Source organism: Paenibacillus sp. YYML68 (assembly GCF_027923405.1).
Lineage (GTDB): Bacteria > Bacillota > Bacilli > Paenibacillales > NBRC-103111 > Paenibacillus_G.
In genome coordinates this window covers 4383582-4401307 of sequence record NZ_BQYI01000001.1, presented here as the reverse complement: position 1 = coordinate 4401307, position 17726 = coordinate 4383582, and the positions used below count along the sequence as shown (strand labels likewise).

The 17726-nt window shown below is 56.4% G+C and carries 15 protein-coding genes; 14 read left to right on the top strand and 1 reads right to left on the bottom strand.

The annotated features are described in order from the left end of the window. Window positions 1-29: 29 nt before the first annotated feature. The 8 genes from PAE68_RS19745 to PAE68_RS19710 all read left to right on the top strand — a co-directional run bounded on the left by PAE68_RS19745 (window position 30) and on the right by PAE68_RS19710 (window position 7698). Window positions 30-1460 carry an MBL fold metallo-hydrolase gene (locus tag PAE68_RS19745; protein ID WP_281889811.1) on the top strand — a complete coding sequence of 477 codons (1431 nt, stop codon included), beginning with the start codon at window positions 30-32 and terminating at the stop codon, window positions 1458-1460. A gap of 96 nt (window positions 1461-1556) precedes the next feature. Further along, window positions 1557-2927 (top strand): ABC transporter substrate-binding protein, encoded by a 1371-nt coding sequence (locus tag PAE68_RS19740; protein WP_281889809.1) that lies wholly within the window; start codon window positions 1557-1559, stop codon window positions 2925-2927. An 89-nt stretch (window positions 2928-3016) separates the two neighbouring features. Continuing rightward, window positions 3017-3790, top strand: coding sequence for a DeoR/GlpR family DNA-binding transcription regulator (locus PAE68_RS19735; protein ID WP_281889807.1), 774 nt, complete (start codon window positions 3017-3019; stop codon window positions 3788-3790). Between the two features lie 88 nt (window positions 3791-3878). After that, the gene (locus PAE68_RS19730; RefSeq protein WP_281889805.1) at window positions 3879-4370 is read left to right on the top strand and encodes a CBO0543 family protein; all 492 of its coding nucleotides are present in this window, start codon (window positions 3879-3881) and stop codon (window positions 4368-4370) included. Next, on the top strand, window positions 4367-4846 hold the full coding sequence (locus PAE68_RS19725) for a CBO0543 family protein (protein WP_281889803.1): 480 nt from the start codon (window positions 4367-4369) through the stop codon (window positions 4844-4846). The genes PAE68_RS19730 and PAE68_RS19725 overlap by 4 nt, the downstream gene beginning before the upstream one ends. A gap of 149 nt (window positions 4847-4995) precedes the next feature. Next, window positions 4996-5304 carry a hypothetical protein gene (locus PAE68_RS19720; RefSeq protein ID WP_281889801.1) on the top strand — a complete coding sequence of 103 codons (309 nt, stop codon included), beginning with the start codon at window positions 4996-4998 and terminating at the stop codon, window positions 5302-5304. 233 nt (window positions 5305-5537) lie between these two features. After that, window positions 5538-6647 carry an NAD(P)-binding protein gene (locus PAE68_RS19715; protein WP_281889798.1) on the top strand — a complete coding sequence of 370 codons (1110 nt, stop codon included), beginning with the start codon at window positions 5538-5540 and terminating at the stop codon, window positions 6645-6647. Window positions 6648-6687: 40 nt separating this feature from the next. Next, the gene (locus tag PAE68_RS19710) at window positions 6688-7698 is read left to right on the top strand and encodes a DUF3231 family protein (RefSeq protein ID WP_281889796.1); all 1011 of its coding nucleotides are present in this window, start codon (window positions 6688-6690) and stop codon (window positions 7696-7698) included. Window positions 7699-7721: 23 nt separating this feature from the next. Here the strand turns inward: PAE68_RS19710 and PAE68_RS19705 are convergent, their stop codons facing one another. Then, window positions 7722-8429, bottom strand: a complete 708-nt coding sequence (locus PAE68_RS19705; protein WP_281889794.1) for a pirin family protein — start codon at window positions 8427-8429, stop codon at window positions 7722-7724. A gap of 357 nt (window positions 8430-8786) precedes the next feature. Between PAE68_RS19705 and PAE68_RS19700 the strand changes: the two genes are divergently transcribed. From PAE68_RS19700 to PAE68_RS19675, 6 genes are all read left to right on the top strand, one after another. After that, a complete protein-coding gene (locus PAE68_RS19700) occupies window positions 8787-9845 on the top strand; it encodes an ABC transporter substrate-binding protein (RefSeq protein WP_281889792.1) in 1059 nt (352 codons plus the stop codon). A 9-nt stretch (window positions 9846-9854) separates the two neighbouring features. Next, window positions 9855-11618: an ABC transporter permease gene (locus PAE68_RS19695; RefSeq protein WP_281889790.1), complete on the top strand. Its 1764-nt coding sequence runs from the start codon at window positions 9855-9857 to the stop codon at window positions 11616-11618. Further along, window positions 11615-12694 carry an ABC transporter ATP-binding protein gene (locus tag PAE68_RS19690; RefSeq protein ID WP_281889788.1) on the top strand — a complete coding sequence of 360 codons (1080 nt, stop codon included), beginning with the start codon at window positions 11615-11617 and terminating at the stop codon, window positions 12692-12694. The genes PAE68_RS19695 and PAE68_RS19690 overlap by 4 nt, the downstream gene beginning before the upstream one ends. A 422-nt stretch (window positions 12695-13116) precedes the next feature. Beyond that, a complete protein-coding gene (locus tag PAE68_RS19685) occupies window positions 13117-13209 on the top strand; it encodes a YjcZ family sporulation protein (RefSeq protein ID WP_281889786.1) in 93 nt (30 codons plus the stop codon). 1188 nt (window positions 13210-14397) lie between these two features. Beyond that, window positions 14398-15606, top strand: a complete 1209-nt coding sequence (locus PAE68_RS19680; RefSeq protein ID WP_281889784.1) for a HupE/UreJ family protein — start codon at window positions 14398-14400, stop codon at window positions 15604-15606. A gap of 43 nt (window positions 15607-15649) precedes the next feature. Continuing rightward, a complete protein-coding gene (locus tag PAE68_RS19675) occupies window positions 15650-17725 on the top strand; it encodes a lamin tail domain-containing protein (protein ID WP_281889782.1) in 2076 nt (691 codons plus the stop codon). Window position 17726 lies beyond the last annotated feature (1 nt).

Genomic DNA, 17726 nt, shown 5'->3' with positions numbered 1-17726 from the left:
ATTCCAAGTGGAAAAAAGGGGTGCTAAGCATGGTATTCAAGCACAGCGAGCAGGAGTCGATGACGTTCTACGGTGGTCTGAACACGATTGGCGGTGTACACATCCTATACGGCAAGCAGGATACGGGCTTGATCTTCGATCTGGGCCTCGCGTTACGCGGCATGTTCAACGAATCGGTGCGAGCTGACCGCAAGGAGGGCATCCGCTCTTACTTGTTAACGCGCTGCGCGCCTCCGGTGCCGGGCTTGTATGACCCGGAGCTGACCGGTCCGCTTGCGGACAGCACGCTCGCCGCGGTATGGGGCCGCACCGAGCTGCCTTCCTTCGCCAAGCTGAACGTCTTCATCAGCCACATTCATCAAGATCATATGGCGCTGCTGCCTTATGTGCGTAAGGATGTGCCAGTGTACATGCATGAGGACGCCTATGCGGTGTATCAGGCCGTGATCGCCTCGGGCGAGTACGAGGGTACACAGGCGACGATTACGAAGCTGCGCGATCTCGAGGAGGTCGACTTCGGACCGTATCGGCTGCAGCTGATCGAGGTCGATCACGATACGCCGGGCTCCTCGGGCTTCATCCTTCGCACTGGAGAACATACAATCGCCTTCACAGGCGACTGGCGCCGTCACGGCCGCCACAGCGCGAGGCTGGATCGGTTCATCGATCTGTGCCGTAAGGCGGAGGTCGATCTGGTCATTACGGAAGGGACGAGGCTCCGTCCGGACACGCTGTTCCGCAAGCCGATCGATCGGCTGGAGCTGGACGTGGCGAAGCAGTACGAGGCTGTACTGCAGGAGGCGAAGGGGCTCGTCTACGTCAACATTTTGTCCCGCAATGTCGAGCGCGTCGCAGACATCATCATGGCGGCGAAGTCGGCGGGCCGCAAGCTCGTCATGGATGAGAGCACCGCAGTGTTCTGGAGAACCGCTACGGCGGAAGGCATCCGGGCGCTGAACGGACATCCGGCTCTGGAGGAGAGCGATACGATCCGACTGGTGCGTACACCTGCAGGACGCGAGCTCGACCCGAGCGTCATCGGGCAGCTCCCTTACGCAGAGGTGACGATGGAGCAGCTCGTGAAGAGCAAGTCCGACTACTCGGTGTTCCTGACGTATCGCCAGCTCCCGCTCATGGCAGAGCTGGAGACGTACGGCGACCGTTCGAGCCGATCGCATTATGTGCATGCGGACGGCAATCCGCTTACGCCGAGCGATGACACGCTGCACCGCTGGCTGACGGAATACTCCGTCCAGTATCATTACCTCGCCACCGGCGGACACGCCGCGACGGACGAGATCAGTGAGCTGGTGCAGGCGATTCGGCCGCAGGCGGTTATTCCGCTGCACAGCATGCATCCGACGCTCCTTCCGACGGGTGAGGTGCCGCGCATTTTCCCTGTGTACGGAGAGACGATCCACTTGGAGCGAATCATCGAGGCTAAGGCCTCTTTGACCTAGATCATTCAAGTTCAAGCTTCATTCAAGACTGATGCCAGCCACCATGCCACATGCATAAGCTTTGCCAAATCGATCGATTAAGGGAGAGAAATCAAAGTGAACAAAACATGGTTGAAGAGCACAACAGCACTTGTCGTCGCGTCCAGCATGGCGCTGCTAGCCGCATGCGGAGGTACAACAGGAGGTAGCGAGCCTTCTGCAGCTCCTGGCACAGCAGGCAAGAGCGAGGCGAAGCCGATCGAGCTGGAGCTGGGCAAGAACGGTCCGGTGACGATCGACTACTGGCACATTCAAGCGACGATCTACGGCGAAGCGATCAAGGACATCGTAACTGAGTTCAACAAGGAATATGAAGGTAAAATCGTCGTCAAGGAAGTATTTCAGGGCACTTATGACGATCTGAATAAAAAAATTCGCGCCGCGCTGCAAGGCGGCGGCCTGCCGGCTGTAGCGATGGCGTACGAGAGCGACACGCTCGAATATATGAAGGCGAACAAAATCGTCGCGCTGGACAGCTTCATCAACGATCCGAAGTATGGCTTGAAGGAGGAAGAGCTGAAGGATATTATGCCTGGCGTGCTCGACCGTCAGCGCATCTCTCAATATGAAGGCAAGACGATGAGCTGGATTCACGGCAACAGCTCGATGGGCATGTACTATAACATGGATCTGCTGAAGCAGGCAGGCTTCGACAAGCCGGCGAAGACGTGGGCGGAATTCGAGAAGCAGGCGCTCGCGATTACAGAGAAGACAGGCGTCCCGGCGCTCGTCATGACGAATGGCAAAAACGGCGGCACGTTCCGTACATGGCTGCGCACGTACGGTGTCGACCCGATCGCCAAAGATCTCAGCAAGGTCAACTTCGACAATCCAGAAGCGGTACAGCTGGCGACGATCATCAAGAATCTGGTCGATAAGAAGGCGATCCTGCTTGCCGAGAATACCGAGCAGGAGTTCACGAACGGACGCGCCGCGATGGAGATCGGCACAACGGCCCGCACTAGCACTAAGCTCGACCTCATTAAGGATAAATTCAAGTGGGGCATGACGATTATTCCGCAGGGCAAGGAAGGCAGCAAGCCGATAACGGAGCTGTACGGCGGCAACCAGGTCATCTTCAAGAGCACACCGGAGAAGGAGCTGGCCGCTTGGGTGTTCATGAAATATTTCGGCCAGCCGAAGGCGCAGTCGATCTACGCGGCGAAGACTGGCTACTTCCCGGCGACGATCTCTTCTCAGGACACCGAGCTGCTGAAGAAGAACTATGCGGATAACCCGCAGAAGAAGCAGGCGTTCCTTGAGGTGTTCCCGCATGCGCAGATCGACGTATCGACAGCTGCCCGCCGCCCGATTGAGGATGCGGTGAGCGCAGGCCTTGAGGCGATCATTTCCGGTAAAATGCCGGTGGCTGACGCCATGAAGAAGGCTCAGGCTGACGCGACGAAGGCGCTCAAGGAGTTCCAATAACAGCATAAGCGGCTCGGTCCGCACAATTGCAGACTTGCAGAGAGAGGGATATCCCTCTCTCTTCTGCTCGTTCCAAGGGGGAAGCAAGCATGAATTCGATTCGCCGCAGAAATGATATTATTCAGCTCGTCAAGCATCAAGGCAGCGTCGATGTCGATCAGCTCGTCGAGAAATATGGAGTGTCTGTCGAGACGATTCGCCGCGACCTGCGCATTCTCGATGAGAAGGGGATCGTTCGCCGCACGTACGGCGGCGCCGTGAAGAAGGAGCAGAAGACGTGGGATATGCCGTACCTCGAGCGGGTGAACCTGAATTATAAGCAGAAGGAAGCGATCGCGCAGGAGGCTGTGAAGCTCATCGAGAACGGCGACAGCGTCTTCATCGACGGCAACACGACTGGACTTGCTGTATCGCGTCACATTCCCGTGTCGCTGGAGGCGACGATTGTGACGAATTCGACGTTCGCTGCGCTCAATATTGTGCAGAAGAAGGGCAAGGCTCAGGTGTTCTTGATCGGAGGCGAGGTCGGTGAGGACGGGATGACGTCCGGTCATAAGCTGTATCAGGAGCTGCGTCAGTACCGATTCGATAAGGCGATGTTCTCGTGTATGGGTATTACGTCGCAGGGCTGCTTCTTCTCCAAGGTCGATCCGCTCCATGTTGCACAGATGCTGGCCGATATTAGCAAGGATCTTATCTTAATGGCAGACTTCAGCAAGATGAATCGCAATGCGCTGTTCTTCGGTCTTGACCTCAGACGCATCGACACACTCGTGACGGACAGTGACGTGCCTGCCGCTACGCTGGAGAAGCTGCGCCAGCCGATCAGCCACATCATTGTAGCCAAGACGGCTGCCGATTGACATCCTATGCCGATGCTTGCATGAATAGACAGGGAGGTATCCATAATAGTCATAGTACATGATGCTTAAAGAGGGGATGGAGAACAGGATGAGCGTGGAGAGAGCGGTACTGCTTGCGCTGTGGGGTATTGCAGTAATTGCTGTACTTGTTATTGTCCGCAAAAAGCATCTTCATGCCTTCGTCATCTCTTTTATGATTGGACAAGCGATCATATGGCTGATGGAGTTCGGATTGTTACAGCTAAGACTCATTGCCTATCCTGTAAGAGAATTTCCCAATGCGACCAACATGGGCTTCTCGATGGCGTACATGGTCTATCCGATGTTCGCTGCTATTGCGCACCGCTTCGCCCCTCGAGGCTCTGTAGTCAAGAGCATCCTATGCGTGCTTGTCTGGACGACTGCGCTGGTGCTGCTGCAATATGGGCTGGCTCGTTGGACGGAGCTCATCTCGTTGAAGGCGTATCACTGGCTATGGAGCCCAATCGTATTTGGCAGCTTTATATTCGGCACGTGCATGCTGACCGATCTGTTCTTCAAGCCTTACTCCATGGCGGCAGGCGGTGAGTCAACATCATGAGCAAGGAATATATCATACTCGTGGCTGTATGGATCAGCTCGTTTTTGCTCTTGTTTACGATACCGAAGGAGATGAGGCGAGTTGGTGCGACCGCTTTTTTGTTCAAGCAAGTGATGACCTTTGTGCTGGGATATCTCGCCGTCGAGAACGGTATGCTGCAATATCCGGTGCGAGAGCTGGCGGATGTGAATCGGGCAAGCTTTACCTATGAATTTTTGGCTTATCCGGTATTGTGCGCCGTGTTCAATGCGCGATATCCGCGTCACACGAGCCGTGCTCGCCAGTGCGGGTATTACGTGCTGTATTGCAGCTTGTTCACGATTATTGAAGTGCTCATTGAAGAATACACGGATCTTGTCGAATACATAACGTGGCACTGGTTTTACACGTACGGCTCGCTATTTATTACGTTTTGGATAACGAAGAAGTTTTGCGACTGGTTTTTTGATACGCTGCCGAAGTATAGAGCGGAGTAAGCTGGTCAGAGCTAACCTTGGCACTAATCAGCCGTTTCGACTTGTAAATAGTTAAATTTCCATAAAATTACCTAGATCTATGGAGGATTTGTCAGAATGGTGTCGAACCCATTGGCGAAGTACTCTATTTCTAGGAGGATGATGGAAACGTGGAAGCGCAGACACAGACAGGTCAGCAAGTGTCGTACGGTGGGAACCAATCCAGTACAATCAGTGTGAAGGATTGGATGATTACGATGTTAATTCTTATGATTCCGCTCGTGAATTTGATTATGCTGTTCGTATGGGCGTTCGGCGGCGGTGCGAGCCCGTCCAAGGCCAACTTTGCCAAGGCAAATTTGATCTGGGCTGCTATCGGTATCACACTCTACATACTTGTCTTTATTGTGTTCGGCGCAGCTTTACTTGGGAATTTGGAAAACCTGCAAAATATGCAAGAGTTCTCTACGACTCGATAATTGCTGCGTAAGGTCAAGAAGCTTCCGTCTTAGGGTGATGCCCAGGCTCGGAGGCTTCTTTGTTGTTCACTGAGGTTGCCCGGCTGTACCCGACTGCCGCTGGTTGCTCCAGCTGCATGTCGACAATAGGATGTATGGATTTTTGCATAATATGGAATTATATGTGTATTGCGAGCGACGGTCAAGTGGACGTTACGTCTGTTAGAAGGGGCGCTGTGAGGAGGAGACGCGAGATGAACGTCGCGATTATGGGGGCCGGGCTGTCCGGTCTAGCCTGTGCGCTTACGCTGGAGCGAAGCGGTGTGATGCCTGTTGTGTATGAGAAGAGAGGAAGGGTCGGCGATCGGTTCGTTAACGGTGAATTTATGCTGTCGCTGCTGAGCCGCCCCATCGATGATTGCATCGCTTATTTAGCAGAGACGCACAAGCTGTACTTGCAGCCGCAGGCTCATGTCAGTCACATGTATATATACTCTGAGAATGAGGAGGCACTCATAGAAGGCAGGCTCGGCTTCACGAATGTCAGAGGCCGACAGCATGATGCGTACGAGTGTCAGCTCGCTCGGCAGCTCGCCTCGCCGATTCGGCTGCATGCGGAGGAGACGTATGAGCAGCTGCTTCAGAAGCATACGCACATTGTGCTGGCAACCGGAGACGGGGATTACAGCCGGCGCATGCACAATTTCCGACGTGACTTCACCGTGTCGATCAAGGGAGCGACGGTGGAGGGCTGCTTCGACCGATATGCAGTGATGGCGTGGCTGAACTATGAGCTGGCGCCGAAGGGCTACGGCTACCTGATTCCTTTCTCAGATCGGGAGGCTCAGCTCGTCATTGCGTTCCCTGACCCGGAGGAGCCGCATGCAGGCGGGGAAGACATCGAAGCGCTGTGGCAGCGTCTCTATGCGAAGGCACAGCAGAGGCTGGGACAGCAGCTGCGAGTGATTGACCAGTTCCAGATTCGACAGTATCCGGTCGGCATATGTGAGTCGGCGCGCATCGGCAACACGTTCTTCGTCGGCAACTGCTTCGGCACGATGATGCCCTATCTGGGCTTCGGTCAGTTCGCGGCTATATTATCAGGTATCTATGCGGCGCATGATTTGCTCGGAATCGGCAAGTACGTCGAGCTCATGGAGCCGCTTCGCCAGAGCTATGAGAATTCGCTGGTGCTTCGACGCAGTCTGGAGCAGCTGGACAATGCTGACCTGGATCGAATCGTGAAGCTGCTGAGCGGACCGTGGGGCAGCAGGCTGTTTCAGCCTGGCACGTTCGACCCGTTGAAGCTAGCAAGCTATGTGCTGCGTCCTTATGTGAAGCTGAAGACGGGCATTATGTCATGAGGAATAACGAGAACGACGAAGATGAAGGGGTGTGACGACGATGCAGGAAAGCAGGAGCGAGAATAAGAACACTCTGACCGCCTCTGAGATCGGTTATGTGTGGTCAGGCTATATGATCGACGCGATGTCTATACGGTTTCTATCCGTGTTCCTCGAACAGGTACAGGAGGAGCGGGCTAGAAGTGTGCTGCAGATCGCGATGCAGCTGGCAGTCAGACAGAATGAGGTACGTCGGACGCTACTCAGCGGGGAGCAATTTCCGATACCGCTTGGATTTAAGGATGAGGAGGTGCGTCCTGATATGCCCGCCTTGTTCACAGATCGGTTCTTTCTGCATTATATGATGAATGCGTCAAGGCTCGGCTTGCACTACCACGCGGAGTGCTTGTCTGTATCGGTTCGTGAAGATATGAGGCAATTCGCATCGCAAAGTCTTGGGCATACGATCGAGCTGTATCGGCTGACTGTCGAGCAATTAAGAGCAAGCGGCGAATATACGGCTCATCCGTCGATACCTGCACCTGAGCAGCCTGAGCACATTCAGAAGGAAAGCTTCCTGCAAGGCTGGCTCGGGGATACGCGTCCGTTGCACAGCATGGAGATCGCTAACTTGTACAAGGCTGCCGAGATCATCGCCATTCTGGAGGCGCTGTGCACCGCGTTCGCCCAGACGGCCCAAGATCCGGAGGTGCGAACGCTGCTGCAGCGCGCAAGGATGCAGACGAAGCAGCTGTCCGAGCAGATCGCAGGCATGCTGACGAAGGACGACCTGCCGCTCGTCGCTTCGCGCGAAGCCGATGTGACGGGTACGACGCGAGCGAGCTTCTCGGACCGGCTCATGCTGTGCCACGTCTCGGGGATGATGGGCTCGTTCATTACCCACTGTGGGCAGTCTCTTGGCTCGGTCATGAAGCACGATCTGCTCGTCCTGTACATGGAGCTGATCGCAGAGGCGGGCACGCTGACCGAGGAGGCGACGAAGCTGCTCATTGCCCGCGAATGGCTGGAGAAGACGCCGGGAGCGGTAGATCGCGCGGCGCTGATCCGTTAGCTCACCCGCCTGCTGTGTACGCGCTACGGAAGGTCGATCAGCATGAAGGAAGCGTCCGCCAGCGCCTCCACTGTCAGCTCGGTCAACTCGGTTATACGTGCTGCGTCGCGGCGTCCGAGGCGCTCCTCGCCGTTCAGACGAAGCTCACCCTCAATGACGAATACGTAGATGCGGCGTCCGGTCTCCTGCTGGAACGATATGGACTGGCCTTCCTGCAGCTGCGACATGTAGATCGTCAGATCCTGGTGAATGTAGGTGATCCCGTTCGGGCGATCGGCGCGGCCCGATACGACAGGCACCAGCTCGTTCCTCGCGGCGTCAACGTCGTAGGCACGCTGCTCGTAGGACGGTGCGATGCCGCGCTCCTTCGGCAGGAACCATAGCTGGAGCGAGTTCGTCACCTCGTCCTCGGAATTGTTCATCTCCGAATGGAGAATGCCGGTGCCTGCGCTCATCCGCTGCACCTCGCCCGGACGCAGCACCTCATGTCCGCCCGTGTTATCCTTATGCTCCAGCTGTCCCTTCACGATGAAGGTGACGATCTCCATGTCACGGTGCGGATGGGTGCCGAAGCCGTTCTGCGGCTGAATATAGTCATCGTTGAACACGCGGAGCGGACCGAACTGCACGTTGCTCGGATCCTGGTAATCGGCGAATGAGAAGCTGAAGTTGCATTGCAGCCAGCCATGATGGGCGGAATATCGCGAATCAGCGGGGGAGGTATGAATCATAGCGCTCATCTCCTTGAGAAAAAATTAATTAACTTACTTTATGTAAGTGAGTATACGTGTTATAATTGTGTTAAGTCAAGTCCATTTCTCAAGAAGGGCGGAGCGAGAATGATCGATCATCTCTACATTCGCCGTGTATTCGGCGGCCCGGCGTTATTCGATTCGAAGGCGAGCGGTGGATTGTGGGCTGCTCGTCGGCTCAGACTAGATCGAACCGTCAGATGCGTTTTCCTAGCTAGGGGAAGCGTCTGACGGCTCTTCATATTTACATACTCTTAACTTGTCAAATGTGTCGGACATCTCTAATCTAGTTCTCGGAGCTTACGATGACTAGAGACACTAAAGGAGAGAGCGCACATGTTGAGAAAAGGTAACGCTGCACTAATCAGCTTGGCCGCACTATTGCTGTTCAGCGGCTGCGGATCGAAGGAGACGGCAGCTCCACAGCAGGCCGCGAACTCGGCAGAGGCAGGTAAGGAGACAGTGGTAGCTGCGAAGCCAGCGGGCAAGCTGTCCTTCTATACGTCCCAGCCTGAGGAAGACGCAACGAAGCTGATCGCAGCTTTCAATAAGAAGCATCCGGACGTACAAGTGGAGACGTTCCGTTCCGGTACAGAGGAGGTCATCGCGAAGCTGCAGGCGGAGAAGCAGGCGGGCAAGGTGCAGGCCGACGTACTGCTAGTGGCCGATGCCGTTACGTTCGAGGGCTTGAAGAAGCAGGATATGCTGCTCGGCTACAAGTCGCCGGAGCTTGCCAAGATTCCAGCAGCTCTCGTAGACTCGGACGGCATGTACCAAGGCACGAAGGTGATGGCGACCGTCCTTGCGGTGAACACGCAGAAGGTGCAGACGGTGCCTACCTCGTGGAAGGCGCTGGCGGCTGCTGAGAGCAAGTCGCAGACGATTATGCCAAGCCCGCTCTATTCTGGCGCCGCTGCCTATAACGTAGGCGTGTTCACGCGCACAGACGGCTTCGGCTGGGACTTCTTCAAGAGCTTGAAGGCTGGAGAGATGTCCGTCGTGAAGGGGAACGGTGCGGTGCTCAAGTCTGTCGCGACAGGTGACAAGCCGTACGGCATGGTCGTCGACTTCCTCGTCGCGCGCGAGAAGGCGAAGGGCTCCCCGGTTGAGCTCGTCTATCCGTTAGAAGGCGTGCCGGTTATTACCGAGCCGATCGGTATTATGAAGTCCGCTGCCAATACCGCTGCAGCCAAGGCGTTCGTCGACTTCGTGCTGTCCGAGGACGGACAGAAGGTCGCCGCCGAGATCGGCTACACGCCGATTCGTGAAGGCGTCGCTGCGCCGAAGGGCTTGAAGACGATCAGCGAGTTCAAGGTGCTGTCGGCTGACATCAAGACGCTGACCGACGCTCGCGAGGCAGATAAGAAGCAGTTCATTGACATCTTCGGACAATAGGAAGCGGGCATGGGAATGAAGCCAGAGCTGAACCAATCATCATATGGGAAAGAAAGACGGGCCGACGAGCCCGGCTTTCTTTCCTTTTCTTACTTGTCGGGTCGTCGCTTGCTCGGATGGCTGGGATTGCTGCTCGTCCTTGTGCTGTTCCTGCTCCCAATCGTGAAGCTGGTGCTGCTGAGTCTGCAGTCGGATGCGGGGCTGCCGCTGTCGCTTCGAGCCTATATGGAGGTGCTCGAGCAGCCGCGTACGTGGAAGACACTTCAGGAGACGCTGGTCGTCGTGGCGGGCGCTACGAGCATGGCTGTCGTGCTCGGCGTCTTGGCTGCCTGGATGATGGCCTACACCGACGTGAGGGCGAAGAAGGCGCTGCATCTGGCGATACTGCTGTCGTTCATTCTGCCCTCGTACGTGCTGACGCTGTCGTGGTCGTCCTTCATGGGCAGTCAAGGTCCAGTTGCCGCGCTGCTTCAGCTGCTGAGTGCAGGTGCGAAGCCTTGGAGCATGTACAGCCTCGGCGGCATCATCTTCGTGATGGGGCTGCATCACTTTCCGCTCGTGTACCTGCTCACGGTTGATGCGCTGCGTCGCATTCCGCGCGATCTCGAATGGGCAGCGCGCGCCTCGGGAGCCGGGCGGCTCGGGACGCTGCGGCTCGTCACGCTTCCGATGGCGATGCCGGGCATTACAGCCGGAGGTCTGCTTGCCTTTCTCGCAAGCCTCGATAACTTCGGCATTCCGGCCTTTCTCGGCATCCCGGCGAACATATCGGTGCTGAGCACGCTTATCTACGAGGAGATTATCGGCTTCGGGCCTTCGGCCTTCGCAAGAGGTGCTGCGCTGTCCGTCCTGCTTGGCAGCATCGCCATCGCGGGCGCGCTGGTGCAGCGGCTGCTGTCGAGGCGGGCGAAGGCGGCTGAGACACTTGTGCCGGACGATCGCCCCCGCCTTGTGCTGGGCGTCTGGCGCCGACCTGTGGAGCTTGCGGTATGGGGCTTCCTGCTGCTCATTGCGGTCGTGCCGCTGTTCTCCATGGTCGCAATCTCGCTTAAGAAGGCGTACGGGCTGCCGTTCGGCTTTGAGAATATGACATTGTCGAATTATACGTACATTTTGTTCGAAAATCCGAAGGTGAGCAAGGCGATCGCCAACAGCCTGAAGCTGTCCTTGTACGCGATGCTGATCTGTCTTGCGGCGGGTACGTGGCTTGCCTATCTTCGGGTACGCAGGCCCGGCCGTCTGGTGAAGACGGCAGAGGGGCTCATCGCGATTCCGTATGCGCTGCCAGGCATCGTGTTTGGGCTGTCAATGATTCTGGCCTGGATGGAGCCGATACCGGGCTGGAATCCGGGGCTGTATGGTACATCCGGCATTTTGCTGCTTGCTTACGTATGCCGGTTTCTAGTGCTGCAGGCGAGAGCGAGTGCGACAGCTTTTCTGCAAATTGACCCTTCTGTCGAGGAGGCTGCCCGCGCGTCAGGGGCTGGCATGTGGACGACGTGGCGGGTGATTCTTGTGCCGCTGCTGCTGCAGGGCTTGCTGAGCGGCGCGTTCCTCGTCTTCCTCACCGCGCTGACGGAGCTCACGGTCTCGGCGCTGCTCTATGCTGCTGGCACGCAGACGATCGGGGTGACCGTATTCGGGTTCGAGCAGGCAGGCGACACGATGTACTCGACGGCGCTGTCCTGTCTTATTGTGCTGCTTACGGCAGCAGGCATGGGCGGGACGCTGGCGCTGCAGCATTGGAGCAATCGGAGAGGAGTGCGAGCATGACGATACAAGTGACACAATTAACGAAAGCATTCGGTAGTCATGAGGCGCTGAAGGGGATCGACCTGACGATCGGTGCAGGGGAGTTCGTGGCGGTGCTCGGTCCTTCGGGCTGTGGCAAAACGACGCTTCTCCGCCTGCTGGCCGGCTTCGAGCAGCCGACGGGCGGCTCGATCATGATGGACGGTGCTGCGGCTGCTGGACCGGACTTCAGCCTTCCTCCCGAACAGCGGAAGATCGGAATGGTGTTCCAATCGTTCGCGCTCTGGCCGCACCTGAGCGTCGCCGAGCATGTTCGCTTCCCGATTCGCCATCATCGGGCGACGCCTCCTGGTATCCGCAGTCGGGAGAAGGAGCGAGTCGCCGAGGTGCTGGGGCTCGTCGGCTTGAGCGGACTTGGCGACCGACTGCCGCACGAGCTGTCCGGCGGGCAGAAGCAGCGGGTGGCGATTGCCCGAGCGATTGCCGCCCAGCCTACACTGCTGCTGATGGACGAGCCGCTGAGCAGTCTCGATGCGATGCTGCGTTTGGACATGCGGCGGGAAATTCAATCCGTGCACCGAGAGACCGGCTCCGCGATTGTCTATGTCACGCACGATCAAGGGGAGGCGCTTGCGATGGCGGACCGAATCGTCGTCATGAAGGACGGACGGATCGAGCAGGTCGACACGCCTGAAGCTATGTACAAGAGACCGCAGACGGAGTTCGTCGCCCGGTTCGTATCGAAGGCGAATCTGGTGCCGGGCAGCTGGACGTCGGCAGGGTTCGTGCCTGCTGGCGGGGTGCAGGGCAACACCGCTCCGAATGGAGCGGAGCGCTTATGCTGGCCGGCTGCTGATGTTGCGGATGAATTCAAGCAGCGCGGCTTGTATCCAGTTCGCCCGGACCAGTGGACGGTCGAGTCGCCTGGAGCAGTTGGCATCCCCGCCGAGGTCGTGAATGTGCAATACCAGGGGAGCCTGTACCAGTGCCATCTGCGTACGTCGGACGGTGACGTGGAGGCATGGTCCCGTCTGAGGCTGCGTGTCGGCGACAACGTGGTGCTGTCACTGCAGCAGGAGTCTGTGATTACGTGCTGATGGAGGAGGCGGTTGGCTGAATGGATGGCTGGTGGGCTGCCGGGCTGGCAGACTGACGGACTGACGGTCGGGCTGACGTACTGATGGACTGGCTGGTGAACTGGCTGGTGGACCGACGCACTGATGGACTGGCTGCTGACATAGGCTGTTGACCGAAGCGTTTGATTTTGTGATATGGCCGATGTGTGTGAGTCATTATTGTGGCAGAATGATGATGCGGCGGCGCTTGTTGAGCAAGCTCAAAGTTGTAAAAGGTCAATGGGTACGTCCTCATATCATATGTGCTCCTGACCTCCCTATGCCGTAACCAATAGGCGAACGCTCAATTCGTCGATGCATGGGACGTTCGCCCATCCCATGTAGGCAAGGCGGGCATAGGATATAGCGTAAGGCAAGCAACAACATGAAGGAGGACGATTAGTATGACATACGCAGGTGCAGCTTACACGACGACAGGTGCCATTTTGGTGCTCTTCATTCTTTTGGTTATTGTCTCCCGAGCGTTTCTCGTGTAATCAAGCTTCATGCTGAAGAGGCGGCCCTTGTGGTCGCCTTCGTTTTTGTTTGTGGGGAGTAGCTGAATGTAGCTAAGGAGAATGACGCCGTTCGGTCCTAGCATCACATAATGGGTCGATGCACCAAGGGCCGAGTACTCCTGGCGCCCAATAGCGAACGTTTCGTACGCTAATGGAGAGCGGGAGTGTGGGTCACGGAGGCAGCGTCGCCCAATAGCGAACGTTTCATACGCTAATGGAGAGCGGGAGTGTGGGTCACGGAGGCAGCGTCGCCCAATAGCGAACGTTTCGTACGCTAATGGAGAGCGGGAGTGTGGGTCACGCTCACGACTAAACCAATAAAATTATAATATTCTGAATATTGCAATAATATTTACAATATGTTAATATTACCTCATCAAAGAACGGAGGTAATGCTGATGGGACCATAGCCAAGAGAAGCAGTCGTCATAGTCACTGATGCTCGACACTAGCATAGGGGAGGCTCATCCAATGGGTTAGCGAAAGGCGAAGCCGATGCTCAACGAAATGAAGGAGCAGGCGGGTACAAGGTACAGGTCGCGAGGTAGCCTAATGAACCTGAAGGGAGGCTCATCCAGTGAGCTAGCGAAAGGTGAAGCTGATGCTCAACGAAACGAAGGAGCAGGCGGGTACACCGAACAGGTCGTGTAACTAAGAGGAGATCTCGTAGTCTAAACAACCTGAAGGGAGGCTCATCCAATGGGCTAGCGAAAGGCGAAGCTGATGCTCAACGAAACGAAGGAGCAGGCGGGTACACCGAACAGGTCGTGTAACTAAGTGGAGGTTGCGAAATCTAACCAACCTGGAGGGAGGCTCATCCAATGGACTACCGATAGGCGAAGCCGACGCTCAATCAACGAAGGAGCTGGCGGGTACATAAGGCAGTTTGAATAGAAGCAGCCACAATGCGAGGAAGGAGTTTACAATTGAATACGACGATACGATAGGGACTTCCGCCGGATGCGACGGGGGTCCCTATTTTGCGTTGTCGTGGAAAGCCTCGAGCTCTATTCGAGCTTTTTTTTACTATCAAGCTTCATTTACAAATTTTTCACGAACCGTTGACTTGCATTTTACATCCGAACGATATAATGACTGAGTCATTCGTCTTATTTACTCGACACCAAACGATACTCACACGACACAGAGCGAACAGCGGAGGTCATGATGCATTTAATTGAAGCTGCAGGCCGATCTGTTATCGGCCTTTTTGTCTGGCGCGTACTGCTGGTGGGATGCTTGCTGCTCGGCTTGAGCTTCCCATCAGAGGTGGAGGCGCATTTCTCATCCTCGGGCTTCTCTGACATCGTGGTCGAGAAGCAGGGGCTAAGCTACCAGCTTGTACTGGCGGAGCATGACCTGATGGAAGGGCTGAAGCTAGATGCTGATCAGGACGGCGTTCTCAGCAAGGAGGAGCTTGCACAGGCGCAGAGCAGTCAGGCACTGGATAAGTTCGTGAGCAACTACTTGATCGTGACCGGAGACGGCAAGGTAGGCGTGGCCAAGCTCGGACAGGCCGAGCACATTACCCGTAGCAAAATGCCGATGGTCAACATACCGATCACGTACAGCTTCGACAAGCCGGCAACGCGGTATCAGGTCCAATACGCGGTGTTCTATGATGGGCTGGATCCGCAGCACCGCAGCTTTGCTTCGATCCGGTTCGGCGATCAAATTATTGAACAAGTGCTGAATAAGAACAATAGCATCGTGCAGTTCAAGGCCGCTCAGGTCGCAGACAGCAATCCGCATACAATTGCGGATCCAGCAACGACCGGGGGGCAACCAACACTAAACGATTCGGTTTATCAATCCACAGCATCGGGTACGCTCCTCGGGACAGTCGGCAGCTACATGGTCATGGGCATGGAGCACATTTTCTCCGGTATCGACCATCTCCTCTTCGTTGCTGCGCTCGTCCTGACGCATCGCAGCATGCGCAGGCTGCTACTGCTATTGACGGCGTTCACGGTCGGTCACAGTCTGACGCTTATTCTCGCATCGCTCGAGCTCGCCTCCATGTCGCCGTTGATCGTGGAGCCGCTCATCGCGCTCAGCATCGTGTATGTGGCAGCCCGGAGCATATGGCGCAAGGATGAGGAGGAGCGTTGGGGCGTTGCGCTGCTGTTCGGGCTCATTCACGGCTTCGGCTTCGCCGAGCTCCTGCAAGGGACGCTTAGTGGATCTGTGGCGCTGCCGCTGCTCGCCTTCAACGTTGGCGTCGAGCTCGGACAGGTTGCCGTCGTGCTGCTCGTGCTCCCGTTACTGTGGGCAGCAAGGCGCTGGATTCCGCGCACGGGCTGGGTTCAGGTCGCTTCAGGAATTGTCGGTGTGCTCGGTCTGTATTGGTTCATCGAGCGCATCCTGCAAGTGTAGATCACCTTACTACGTACTTACATAACCTAGAGGAGTGGTACACGTGGCAACAACAACGAGATTCAAGCGATGGGCCGCCGTGCTGACTGTATGCGCAATGACGCTGCAGACCGCTTGGCCGACAGTCTTCACAGCACCAGTCACGGCACAGCCAGCCACGGCTCAGACGGCGCCAGAGCTGTTCGTGACCGAAATTCATCCGGATGTAGACGGGGCGGATCACTATGAATTTTTCGAGGTGTACAACAATTCGAATAAGCCGCTCGCACTGAACGATTACACGTTCCTGTATCGGTACACGACGGGCTCGACGGCGGACAAGACGTTCACATTCGACGACTATACGCTCGCGCCTCAGCAGACCGTTGTGCTCTGGTGGAACAACACCAACAAGACGCTGGATGAGTTCAACGCGAAATACGGAACGAGCCTGTCTACGTCGCAGGTGATCGAGTTCGACGGCTTCGACGGCTTCTCCAACAGTGGGGACCGCGGGGTTGTCATTCGGAATAAGCATCATGTAGAAATAGCCTCCTCCATCTACCTGAAGGCCGATGTCGGCAGTGGCCTCGGCATTCATTACAAGCTCGCAGCCTCGGGCATTGCGGCGGACAAGCTGTACACGAAGGCCGCACCGACACCGGGTGCTCTGCACTCGGGCCAGATTCCAGCAGAGCCGGTCATGTTCCCGGATGAGCCGATCAATATGGCGCCGACGATTGCACATACACCAATTACAGACGGTGCGGTCGGCACCGACTTGGCCGTGACGGCTCGCATTGACAATGCGGAGCAGTCGACAGGACTTGATACGGTGCAGGCTGCCGTCTATTACCGGACTGTATCCCAGGCGGTGTATGCGTCCGCTCCGTTGACGGCCGCCTTAGACTCGCAGTACAGCGGCGTAATTCCGAAGTCAGCTCTGCAGGAGCAGGAGCTGCTGTACTATATTCAGGCGAAGGACAGCGTCCATACGGTGACGACAGACACGTACACAGTCCGTATGGATCTAGGGGCGATCGATTACAATCGGATGCCGCATTTTCTCGTGACGGAGGTCGTGCCGGATTCGACGAATGTGAACAGTGCGGACGGCTATGAGTTTATCGAAATCTATAACAATACGAATCGCGACTTGAACTTCAAGGATTACAAGCTGCAATACCGATACACCGACTCCGGGCCGGAGGCGGACGTCATCTGGGCGGGTGTGCCGGAGGAGCTGGTCGTGCCTTCACGCGGTACGCTCGTGTTCTGGGTGATCAATGGCAAGAACGACACCAAGACGGTAGCAGATTTCAATGCGAATTATGGCAGCAGTCTGACGGAGAATGTGGACATTGTTCGCGTCTACAGCGCGGGTATGGCGAACTCGGGCAAGCGCGGACTCGTCGTTGCGACGAACACGCGTACGGAGCTGTCGGCAGCGTATTACGAAACAGATGAAGAGACGAAGCCGGATAAAGGGATCTTCTACAAATATCCGGTCGACGGCGGAACGACGATGATCAAGTACAGCGCAGGCTTGCTGCCGGCAACGCCGGGTGTCGTCAGTGACGAGCAGGTGCCGCCGGTGACGGTCAAGCTTACGGCCGACACACAGAAGCCGACCGTGACGGATATTACAGGTCAAGCTACGGTTGATCAAGCGAATGACGTGGACATAGTGGCGGAGGCGAAGGACGACCAGAGTGTGAAGACGGTCGCGTTCTATTTCCGCAGCAACGCCGATACGGCTTACACGAAGCGATATTTGGCGGAGAGCTTCGCGGACGGCTTCTACCATTACAAGCTGTACTCCCCGGACCTGATCGGCAAGTCGTATTACGAGTATTACTTCGTCGTCTCGGATGGTACGCATGAGGTCACGAGCGAGACGTACCGCATTCAGGTGACCGGTGGTCCGGACCGCTCGGCGCTGCGGCTCAATGTGGCGGATGGCGGATTCGTATCGGGCACTTATGTATTGAAGGCGACTGGCGAGCATGCGCCTGCTGAGGAGCTGGAGCTGTCCATCGATGGAACGGCCATAACCGAAGACACGTATGCAGCCTTGGAAAATGGAGCCTACTCGCCTTCGAGACGACGGGCGTCAACTTCTACTTCAAGAACGGTGTGAC

Coding starts and splice junctions, on each gene's coding strand:
- PAE68_RS19690 (WP_281889788.1), top strand. CDS start 11,615: ATGACGATACAAGTGACACAATTAACGAAAGCATTCGGTAGTCATGAG.
- PAE68_RS19710 (WP_281889796.1), top strand. CDS start 6,688: ATGCAGGAAAGCAGGAGCGAGAATAAGAACACTCTGACCGCCTCTGAG.
- PAE68_RS19705 (WP_281889794.1), bottom strand. CDS start 8,429: ATGATTCATACCTCCCCCGCTGATTCGCGATATTCCGCCCATCATGGC.
- PAE68_RS19700 (WP_281889792.1), top strand. CDS start 8,787: ATGTTGAGAAAAGGTAACGCTGCACTAATCAGCTTGGCCGCACTATTG.
- PAE68_RS19680 (WP_281889784.1), top strand. CDS start 14,398: ATGCATTTAATTGAAGCTGCAGGCCGATCTGTTATCGGCCTTTTTGTC.
- PAE68_RS19735 (WP_281889807.1), top strand. CDS start 3,017: ATGAATTCGATTCGCCGCAGAAATGATATTATTCAGCTCGTCAAGCAT.
- PAE68_RS19695 (WP_281889790.1), top strand. CDS start 9,855: ATGGGAATGAAGCCAGAGCTGAACCAATCATCATATGGGAAAGAAAGA.
- PAE68_RS19715 (WP_281889798.1), top strand. CDS start 5,538: ATGAACGTCGCGATTATGGGGGCCGGGCTGTCCGGTCTAGCCTGTGCG.
- PAE68_RS19725 (WP_281889803.1), top strand. CDS start 4,367: ATGAGCAAGGAATATATCATACTCGTGGCTGTATGGATCAGCTCGTTT.
- PAE68_RS19685 (WP_281889786.1), top strand. CDS start 13,117: ATGACATACGCAGGTGCAGCTTACACGACGACAGGTGCCATTTTGGTG.
- PAE68_RS19730 (WP_281889805.1), top strand. CDS start 3,879: ATGAGCGTGGAGAGAGCGGTACTGCTTGCGCTGTGGGGTATTGCAGTA.
- PAE68_RS19745 (WP_281889811.1), top strand. CDS start 30: ATGGTATTCAAGCACAGCGAGCAGGAGTCGATGACGTTCTACGGTGGT.